Here is a 10779-nt window from a genome sequence, read left to right as displayed (position 1 = left end):
TTCCTATATATTATGCTTATTTTCTGTAGATATACAATAAAAACAGATATCTTTGCAGAAATTTTAATCAACAAATCAAGCAATTATGACAAATAAATCAACAGGAGCAGACTTAAAATCTGCAACTGAACAGGACAGCAAAAAACTGTTCATCGAAACTTACGGATGCCAGATGAACGTGGCAGACAGTGAAGTAATAGCATCTATCATGCAAATGGCAGGCTACTCCCCATGCGAGACCCTAGAGGAAGCCGATGCGGTGTTTATGAACACATGCTCTATCAGAGACAATGCGGAACAGAAGATTCTGAACCGTCTGGAATTCTTCCATTCTCTGAGAAAGAAAAGGAAAAACCTGATAGTAGGTGTATTGGGTTGTATGGCAGAACGTGTGAAAGAAGATCTGATAGAAAATCATCATGTTGACCTCGTGGCAGGTCCTGATGCATATCTGACTCTTCCAGAACTTATAGCGTCGGTAGAAGCCGGAGAGAAAGCTATAAACGTAGAACTGTCAACTACAGAAACTTATCGCGATGTCATTCCTTCGCGTATCTGCGGTAATCACATCTCAGGATTCGTGTCAATCATGCGTGGATGTAACAACTTCTGCCATTATTGTATCGTTCCTTACACAAGAGGACGCGAAAGAAGCCGTGACGTTGAAAGTATCCTTAATGAGGTTCGCGACCTCGAAAATAAAGGCTACAAGGAAGTTACTCTCTTGGGACAGAATGTAAATTCATACCGTTTCGAGAAAGACGGAGAAACAGTTACATTCCCTATGCTCCTGCGTATAGTAGCAGAAGCTGTGCCTGGAATGAGAGTACGTTTCACAACATCTCATCCTAAGGACATGAGCGATGAGACACTCCATGTTATAGCAGAAGTACCAAACGTCTGCAAACATATCCACCTGCCTGTACAGAGCGGAAGTTCACGCATACTGAAACTGATGAACAGAAAATATACACGCGAATGGTATCTTGAAAGAGTAGAAGCTATACGCCGTATCATTCCTGACTGCGGACTCAGCACAGACATATTCTCAGGATTCCACAGCGAAACGGAAGAAGACCATCAGATGTCATTGTCGCTTATGCGCGAATGTGCATACGACTCTGCATTTATGTTCAAGTATTCCGAAAGACCTGGTACATACGCATCGAAACACCTTCCTGATGATGTACCTAAAGAAATAAAGATACGCCGTTTGAACGAGATGATAGAACTACAGAACCAGCTTTCTGCTGAAAGCAATGCTAAAGATGTGGGAAAAACATTCGAAGTCCTTGCGGAAGGTGTATCAAAACGCTCGAAAGAACAGTTGTTCGGTCGTACGGAACAGAACAAAGTCGTAGTGTTCGACAGAGGATCACACCGTATTGGTGACTTTGTAAAGGTAAAGATTACTGAGTCAAGCTCGGCTACTCTGAAGGGGGTTGAGGTTACTGAATAATAATGTCATAATTATATATTGTAATCATATAGATTTCAATTATAAAAAGTTAACATCCATGTTGATAACTAAACTTATATAGTGGTCAGCATGGATGTTATTTTGTTGATATACACAGATATAATGATTTGTTCACATGCTGTTGAAAACTTGTTATGGCTGTTGATAAGATAGAACTTGTATTAAGATGAGGCTATTGGTTTGTATAATATCTTTTGTATCTTTGCCCCGCATTTTTAATCAATTTAATTATTAACCAATGAAAGAAAACATTCAGAAAAGCAGCCCGACTATGCGTTTCAGACGCTATTCCAATCGCTCGTATGCAGTGTTCTCCACATTGAAATTTCCGGTGAGTATCGGGGTGATGACAGTAGCTATGCTGGCATCTTACGCTGGCATGCAGGTTTCACAAACAAGGATTATGGCGCGAACACTTTCTATAGCACTCTTTCCGACGAGCAGTTTGAACACGTAAGGAAGTACTACACTGCAGTTCAGGCAGAGACTAAGGGTGATGTCTATCATTTCAAACCGTCTGTGTATTGGAACCGTTCGGACGATAGGTTTGAATTCTATCGCGGGATGCCGGAAAAATCTCCTTTCAATTATCATCAGACAGATGTCTATGGTGTGAATCTTAACAACTACATCCAGACATACCTTGGAAAAACAGCATTTGGTGCAGAGTTCAGGAATGAAGGTGTAAGAAGTACATCGCTTGGAGAACCGCTCAATTCTCCGGTGAAGGTTCCCGGTGCTGATGCCGATTTTACTCTCGGACTTAACAGGACCAATCTGAGTTTTCATTTGGAACATAATATCGTGTTGAGGCGTTTCACTCTTTCTGCAGGAGTAATAGCCGTGAAGAATACCGGCAATGAAATGAATTTCCGTTTCTATCCGGGTGTTGATGCCAGCTATCAGTTTGCACGCGACTGGAAGGTCTATGCTTCTTACAACACTTCATTGCGTATGCCTACTTTTACAGAGCTTTATTATTCCGTTGGGGGGCATAAAGCCGACAAGTATCTAAAACCTGAGGAGATGCAGGCTGTGGAAGTTGGGGTAAAATATCTTCGTCCGGGAATACGTGGTACTATGAGCCTGTATCGCTATCATGGAACGGACATGATAGACTGGATAAAGGATATATCGCAGGGCGATGACGCTCCATGGCAGTCGGTTAATCATGCCGTAATCAATACAATGGGTGCTGAGGCTTCTGTTTTTGTTGATATACGCGAACTGATGCAGCGCGATGCTTTTGTGCGTTCGGTCAATGTGTCGTACAGTTATATTGATCAGGATAAGGAAACTACACCCAATCTGCAGTCGAAATATGCATTGGAGTATCTAAGGCATAAGTTCGTGGCACAGGCAAACTTCAGAATATGGAAACTGCTGGAGATGAACGTGTCATACCGTTGGCAGGACCGTATGGGTAATTACCAGAAAGGCAATTCGATGGTGCCATACGAACCTTATTCTCTTGTTGACGCACGATTTACATGGAATGCGCCGCAGTATAAGATATATTTAGAGGGAAATAACCTTCTGAACAAGACATATTATGACCATGGCAATATCCCGCAGCCAGGAATATGGGTAAGGGCAGGAGCAAGTTATAGGTTTAAGTTCTGATAATTAAAATGTTTGTATCCTCAGGAAACAGCTTTGTCTTCTGAGGATACTCTATTTTTAACATGTAACAAAATGCTCTAGTAATATATATGATGTGAAGTTTTTACCATCATTTTATATTGATTTAAATCAAAAAAGCTCGGAAAAGTAAAATCTTTGTCATTGATATTGAACAAACCTGCTGTCCCTTTTGTCTTGATAAGCGTATAACATTTAATAATTTGTGATGAAAAGGATAACACTATTTGCACTTATAGGTCTTCTTTTTATGGTGTCGTGTACAAACGACGATATGATGAACATTAGCAATACAGGCTCAGGACGCAGTGGCATACGTTTTCGTTTGAAAAAGTCTGAATACGTAGGCGACAGTAACTCACGTACAGAATCTGTGAGTACAGGCGTTTATGACAAGGTCTTTTTCTATATAGCCGACTCTGAAGGCGATGTAGTGACTACAGTATATGGCAAATATAATGCGCTAACCTCGGAAATATATGCCGAAGGTCTTCATGAGGGCGACTATAACCTGCTTGTTCTGGCTATAAAGGGCGATGAAACGGCCGATCGTGCCGAGATAAATAAAATATCAAGTATGGATGATGAATGGCTGGTGTTTCCTTCTGATCTCCACAAGCCTCTGGAAGCAGAGTATTTTTATTCATGTACACCGTTTACAGTCCGTTTAGATCCTGCTGAAGGAGGTAGCACTGAGGTTATCAGCATTGACAGCGAAGTTACACAGGATAGGATAGTGGGTCGTTTGGATTTCAATTTCGTATATAATAACCGATATGTGCGTAATGCAACAGTCGAGAAAAGAGTGAGACTTACTGAGTCAAAGTTCTATACATCAATAACAGGTGGAGGCTCCTTTACCGGAGAAAGTGACGGTATTATAGACGATATGGTTTTAAGAGAGGATATTCCTTATCTTTTTATGCCTACAGTAGCCGGTACTGTTTTAAAAGGAGATATATTCCATACTTCAGTAAACTATCTTGATGAGAAGACTGTTCTTGACTTCAATTTTGGCCAGCAGGAAGTGTTGCCAAATCATGCACATACGGTAAACACCGCGGTAAAGCATCCTGATGACATTTCACCGGTGATGTATATAACTGCCGATGCTTACAGAGCCGGAAATCATGCCAGGATTCTGGATGATGATGAACCTGTATCTGTTTATACGGACAGGTCTCAGCGCACTTTTAACACGGCAAAGCCATTACAGCTTTCCATTACTGATGAGGGGCAACTGCATGCGCGTTTTTATTCGCCACGTGTGCTTTATGGAGTAACGGTGAGAGCACGCATAGCAGCTGTGGATGATGAATATTTCGATTTTGCATATTTCGATTCTATTCCTGCTTTCTGCGATTTCTATGAGTCCTCTCCACTGGTAGAGAAAGGCACTATGTGTCGTACTGAGAGCGGTCGAATAATCAATGTCCCGGCACTTGACGCTGCCTCCATAGCTGGAGCGGAGTTGAAGATAATTTCATCGGATCCTTATTGGGCGAAACTTCAGGAAATAAAGCACGGATGGACACTTTACTGGGGGCTTTTCGGTGGAGACCCTTCACTCGATAATGGAGGCCCGGTAGGAAACTGGATGGGTATCCGTCCGGTACATTGTAGAGAGTCTGTGGCTTTCTTCCTTAATTTTACATATTTGATAGATATGGATGAGCACGAAGCTATCCTCCATGAGAATGCAGGTAAGTTATACGATGATAACAGAGAACCCGTGAAGGTGGAGGAAGTATTGGCCAAGATGCGGCGTGGACAGACACTTCAGGTCGGATTGGTCTATCCTGGTAACGGTGTTATAGGTTTGGGTAGTCCGAGTGTGTTTGGAGCATATCAGCGAGGATGGTTCGAACATTATTCAAACCGTTATGCGTGTAGCGTGATGTTCCATGAACTGGGACACGTTATGGGATACGGACACAATAGTTCGTTCACATACGGGCCGTGGGCAGAGGAGCTGATGAATAATTTTTATGTTGACAATATCAGCAGAATGCCTATTGATTCGCCTGTTTATCTTGACAGTTACTCAAATTCTCATAAATACAATTAATATCAGAATTATCAAAAATAATATTTCAATATGGGAGTAAGACTTGTAAATATATTATCTGTATTATTATTGATTTCTCTTTACTCATGTAGTGATGACAGCATATCCTACGGGAATTCATCAGGTGATGTAGTCACTGCCAGACTGTCATTGCTCAGTACTTCTGACGCAGAATCTGATGCGGTAGAGAATGTGTCGGCATATCGTTTCGATGGTGGTATGTTAGCGGAGGTGTTTGATAAGCTTGAGCCGGGAACAGATGGAGTAGTGTCTCTTAAGCCTTCTGCCATGAGTGGTAATGTATATTTTATGATTAACGCAGGAAATCTCGTTTCCGGTCGTGGTTTTGAAGTAGGCGTGACCTCTGAATCAGATTTCCAGGCAATGACTGCCGGAGCCGATGAAATGGTATCAGATGGGATGTTTTTGTCAGGTATGGCATCTATAAGTCAGCAGACATCGTATGTATCAGTTGCAATGAAACGTTCAGTAGCGAGAATAGATATAAGCTCTCCAATCAATAACGTTGCGGTGAATAGTGTAAAGGTGAAGAATGTATGCCCTGAAGGTTATGTAATAGAGGGAGGTAATGGTGGAAACATTCCCCAGCCGGTTGATATGGTGAAAGATTATGCTGACAGCCCCTTAACTGCTGCTGAAGAAACTTTGTTTTACTTTCCGCACCAAGAAGGTAAGAATTTTGAAGTGGAAATAATGGTCACATCCTCAGGCTCATGGCACAGGTTGAAAACAGTTCTGCCGGACATATTACGCAATAAGGTTTATACTCTTAAAGTATATGGTGATGGTGAGGATTTTAGTGTGAAAGTAGTTGAAGCTTCTTGGCAGGAAGGCGACGGAACAACCTCAGACGGACTTAGAAATGCTTTTGTAGATGTTGATAACTCAGTACTTAGTGATGGCATTAGAGTTAATGAGACACGCGATTCTGTTTTTATACCGTCATGGGAAACAAACTTCAGTATTGCCATAAGCGGTGAGGTAGGTTCGACTGTGAATGTGGATGGCTTGGTGAAAGGTGTTGATGTCACAGTCTCGCGTTCCGGAAATCTTGATAATTTGTGCAGCTTGAATGTGAGCAGCAGTAATAAGATGATTGGTAGTGTGGACGGATACATGTATGTTAATGTACATTACGGTGATGCATTACGCGGTAGAGTTGTTCTTGTATTTCTGGCAAATCCGGTTAAGATGCAGGGACAGTTGAATTTTGATGATAATTATGTTTGCGATTTCGGACGATATATAGACGGTGAACTGGCCGTATTGAACGTTCCTGATGATAAAGTAATAAGACTGGAATTCGATGAAAACTCACCGGAATGGATGAAACTGGAAGAAACTGCGGATGGCACATACCGTATTTTAGGTGGATGGCACCCGAATGATGCTGATGCCGATGGAAGAATACAGGAAGGACGAATTTTGATATCCGACTTGTCGGGCGTTCATAATGAAACTTATACGGTTAAGAGACAGAATTGGGGACTTCCAGTGGTAAACATAAACGGTACATGGTGGTGTAAATACAATCTTCGTGGAAATGTGAAAGAGTTTACTGATCAGATTCTTATTTCAAACGATCCTGCCCGTGGTGGAAGTGTTGCAGACTATTTGGCCGGATGTACGGACGATGAGTTCCTTAGTGTTCTTGGCGACCAGTATCAGGCAGGCAATCGTGATGGTTTGAAATTGAAGAATGACGGAACAGGATTCCTGTTTGAAGGGTATTCGTCGAAGACTGATAATTTCGGTACATTGAATCCTGGTTATATGGCTCCTGACGGTTATGAAATACCGGATTATAACGATTACAGATTCTTCAATTGGGGTAACAACAGTAATTTAGGATATCATAATCCTGGTGCGTTCAATAATGGTTTGGGGCAGAGATTGAACTTCTCTGTAGTAGAGAGAGAAGCTATATTTCTGGGTTATGAGTATGGAAATGTAACTTTCTACGATTTTGAATATGAAGGAGAGCACCTTGTATTATACGGCCTCGGTCATCAGTGGAGTGAAACAGATATATCTAAAAAAATGATTCAGTTCGCCACATACGGCAATTCCGGCAGTACATGGCTTATCGAAGGTTACTCTAATAGTGACGGCAGAGGAAACTGGTTCAAGTTCGCGGCAAGCAATGCGCAGAAAACTAGAACTATACGATGTGTGAAAACTCCTGTTGAATATATTTATTAATAATCAGTAAATAAAAAAGACATGTCCATAAAGAACATATTTGTCATAATCGTTTCGCTTGCTGTAATGTCATGTACAGATAAAGGAGCGGTGAACGAGCATAGTGGAGCAGATTCTGTAATATTACCACGCGTGATACCATATAATTATACTTCCGGGAATGATGAAACAACCGGAATAAAAGAGATAAGAATACTTCATGCCTGTCTCTTTGAGAATGGTGTTATGACACGCGTTTATTCTGATATAGATCCTTTGACTGGTATCAAGATAGATGACAGTAAGGGACGCCTTTATATGGTAGCCAATATTGAAAGAAACAATTCCGCTTCATTTTATAATGTAGGTATGACCGAGGAAGAGTGGTTGTCAATTGCAATACCACATGCTGGAGGTGTCAACCTTACATATATGAGTGGTGTTGTTGATATGTCAGATACGTCCCATGGAGTTTTGCAACTTTACAGGGGAGTAGCACGTATAGATGTCAACGTATCCGAAGAACACGGTTTGTCTGTAACGGATATCACGTTCAGGAATGTTGCACAGCAGTCGTATCTTAACCGCCGTAATACTGTAGAATCGCCGGAAGGTACAAACTACGACGATGTTATTCCTGTCATAGATACTCCTCTTACCGGAAGCACATACGGAGTGGCTTATCTGTGCGAACAGGCATCGGAGAATATCTCTGCAGTGTTGACTATAAATGTAGATGGCGAAACTGTGGAAAAAGAAGTTGCTATGCCTTCCACACTAAAGAGAAACTGTGTCTATACTATCAATGTTTTTAAGGAATCTGTACAGGCTGACGTAACCTTAAGTGTAACAGACTGGGAAAATGGAGGTGACTTTAATCTGGCACCAAACGAAAGAGGTCTGACGGTGGATGTGGAAGGGACATCATTCCCTGCAAATACAGAGGTAGATTCTGACCGCAGGGGAATAGTCTTGTCACACTGTGCTTCGGATTTCGTTCTCTCCATAGATTGCGACGATGAACTGGAGCTGATAGCCGATCCTGAACTTCCAATGACCGTGGAACGTATAGGAGGAGCTGAGAATGTTGGAAAGAATCTTTTTCGTATAACAAAGAAACTGTGGTATCCTGGTATGGAACGTGTAGAGAGAAAACTGATGTTTCATCGTAAGGGACTGAATGAGAATTATGCCGACGATTATATAAATGTGGTAATGTCTGAACATCCGGTTAAACTGGAAGGACTGATACATTTTGAGGAGAGCGCGTCATTCGATTTCGGGAAATATATAGATAACGAACTAGGTGTATTTACAGTTCCGGCATCGAAGTCTATAACTGTTGAGTACGATGAAGGAGAAGACGAATGGGTGAAACTAGATGCCTCAGGTCAGAGGGTACGCGTTATTGGAGGATGGCGTCCTAACGACAGGACTGCAAACGGCAGAGTACAGAAGGCGCGCATAGTAATAAGTAACTCGGCCGATGGTTCTGAAAGAGAAGAATACGTTATTTCACGCCGTAACTGGGGGTTGCCTGTTACAAAGCTTAATGGTGTGTGGTGGTGTAAGTATAATGCCATAGGAGATGCGAAAAACTTCTCAGATCAGATTCTTTCATCTGCAGACCCTGCGGTACTGGCAGGTAAGACCGTATTCGATTATTTGAGGGACTGTACGGCTGACGTGTTCTTCAATCTTTGGAAATGGAATTACCAGGGTAAGAGTTCGCAAGGGCTTCAGGTAATAGACGATGGAGGAGTGGCGAAACTGGAAGGTTATTCATCAAGTGCCGAACATATAAATAAGATAGACGCTAAGGCTTTGGCTCCTGACGGTTATGAATTGCCATCCATGGAGAATTTTGAAAGAGTGTTCAATTCTACAAGCGGAACTATTTGGCTTATGTGGGATGGCTCGCATACTACTGCCTGGAATGGAAGTACCACTATACAGCGCAGACAACGCAGAAGAAATGATGTTACCGTAGGAACTGTGTCACTGACAGACCTTATTTATATTTCTATGTATAACCAGTCGGAGGCGGAGCACGAACCGGTTGTGTGGTATGGCTCAAGTCCGCAGTGGAATAATGACGGTATAAATCATGGCCATTATAATAATCTGTTGATTGCCGTTCATAATCCTTCAGATGGACAGGGATGGTTTTTCGTTGGTGGAATGGGCGGTCTTTATCCGTCGAAGAACTCGGCAGGTCCTAATGATACCCGTATCCTGAGATTTAAGAAGTCTGATGTGGAATACATATATTGATACTGTCAGTAAACAGTAAACGTACTGACATTATCCATAAATACAAGTTGTGTTTTTATAAATATAACTTATATTTATAAGAATACAAGTTGTATTTTTATAAACATAGATTATATTTATAGAAGATAAAAGCACGCAATGAAGTTTTCTTTCCGTTAGAAATCTTTTTGCTTGTTTATGATTCCTCCGCCGAGGACAATATCATCCCTGTAGAATGCAGCTGCTTGTCCGGGAGCAATTGCTGCCAACGGTTCATGAAGTTTCACGTGTAACAGTCCGTCACCGGTCATTGTAACAGTACATCTGTTCGCCTGCTTTCGATATCTTATTTTTACTATCACATCATCCTTACCCAACAGAGATTGCGGGTTTATTATATTCCAGTCTGTGAGCCACATTTCGCTGTGTTCAAGCGAAGACAGTTTGTCACTTATTACGACTTTGTTTTCTTCTGGAATTATTTCTTTTACGAACAATGCCTTGTTCATATATATCCCCAATCCTCTGCGTTGTCCTATTGTATAAAAGGGATATCCTTTATGTTTTCCAATGTTATTGCCTTCCTCATCACAGAATATTCCGGGTTTGATTAAGTCAGGATTTACATTCTTGCCTAAAAAACTTCTGTAATCCATAGGGCAGAAGCATACTCCAAGACTGTCTTTTTTTACGGAAGCTTCCATGAAGCCTCTTTCTGCTGCTATTTCTCTTACTCTCGTCTTGGTTATATTTCCCAATGGCAGTACCATCCGTTTCATAATATCCTGCGGGAGTCCCCAAAGGAAGAAAGACTGGTCTTTGTCTGGGTCTGTACCACTCTTGATATGCCAATATCCGTCGCATAATGTTTTTTGTACGTAATGTCCTGTGGCAATATGGTATATTCCTTCCCTATCGGCTATTTCTTTAAGTATAGGCCATTTCAGATAGTTGTTGCACAGCGTACATGGAACAGGTGTTCTTCCTGCCATATATTCCTTTATGAAGTAGTCTATGATGTATTCCTTGAATTTGTCTCTAAGGTCGTATGTGATGTGTGGAATGCCGAGTCTTGAGCAAAGCTCTCGTGCGTCGTCCAGATATTCGGTATTGCCACCTTTCTCAAAGAAACGGA

General features: G+C 41.6%; 6 protein-coding genes. 5 read left to right on the top strand and 1 reads right to left on the bottom strand.

Going from position 1 to position 10779, the window contains the following annotated elements; translation table 11 throughout:
* Window positions 1-85: 85 nt before the first annotated feature.
* The 5 genes from miaB (at window position 86) to I6E24_RS13570 (ending at window position 9665) form a co-directional block, all read left to right on the top strand.
* A complete protein-coding gene (gene miaB / locus I6E24_RS13590) occupies window positions 86-1459 on the top strand; it encodes a tRNA (N6-isopentenyl adenosine(37)-C2)-methylthiotransferase MiaB (RefSeq protein ID WP_235329076.1) in 1374 nt (457 codons plus the stop codon).
* A 339-nt stretch (window positions 1460-1798) separates the two neighbouring features.
* Window positions 1799-3103 carry a TonB-dependent receptor gene (locus I6E24_RS13585; protein ID WP_317218739.1) on the top strand — a complete coding sequence of 435 codons (1305 nt, stop codon included), beginning with the start codon at window positions 1799-1801 and terminating at the stop codon, window positions 3101-3103.
* Between the two features lie 226 nt (window positions 3104-3329).
* On the top strand, window positions 3330-5189 hold the full coding sequence (locus I6E24_RS13580; protein WP_235329078.1) for a hypothetical protein: 1860 nt from the start codon (window positions 3330-3332) through the stop codon (window positions 5187-5189).
* A gap of 30 nt (window positions 5190-5219) precedes the next feature.
* On the top strand, window positions 5220-7412 hold the full coding sequence (locus I6E24_RS13575) for a hypothetical protein (RefSeq protein ID WP_235329075.1): 2193 nt from the start codon (window positions 5220-5222) through the stop codon (window positions 7410-7412).
* 21 nt (window positions 7413-7433) lie between these two features.
* Complete coding sequence (locus tag I6E24_RS13570; RefSeq protein WP_235329074.1) at window positions 7434-9665, top strand: fimbrillin family protein; 2232 nt, start codon at window positions 7434-7436, stop codon at window positions 9663-9665.
* Between the two features lie 155 nt (window positions 9666-9820).
* Here I6E24_RS13570 and mnmA read toward each other — a convergent pair.
* On the bottom strand, window positions 9821-10779 hold a 959-nt coding region (gene mnmA, locus I6E24_RS13565), incomplete at its 5' end, for a tRNA 2-thiouridine(34) synthase MnmA (RefSeq protein WP_235329073.1).

This window comes from Bacteroides caecigallinarum, assembly GCF_021530995.1.
GTDB classification, from domain to species: domain Bacteria; phylum Bacteroidota; class Bacteroidia; order Bacteroidales; family Bacteroidaceae; genus Phocaeicola; species Phocaeicola faecigallinarum.
Note: the sequence above shows the minus strand (reverse complement) of the source record. Positions and strands in the feature narration are given on the sequence as shown.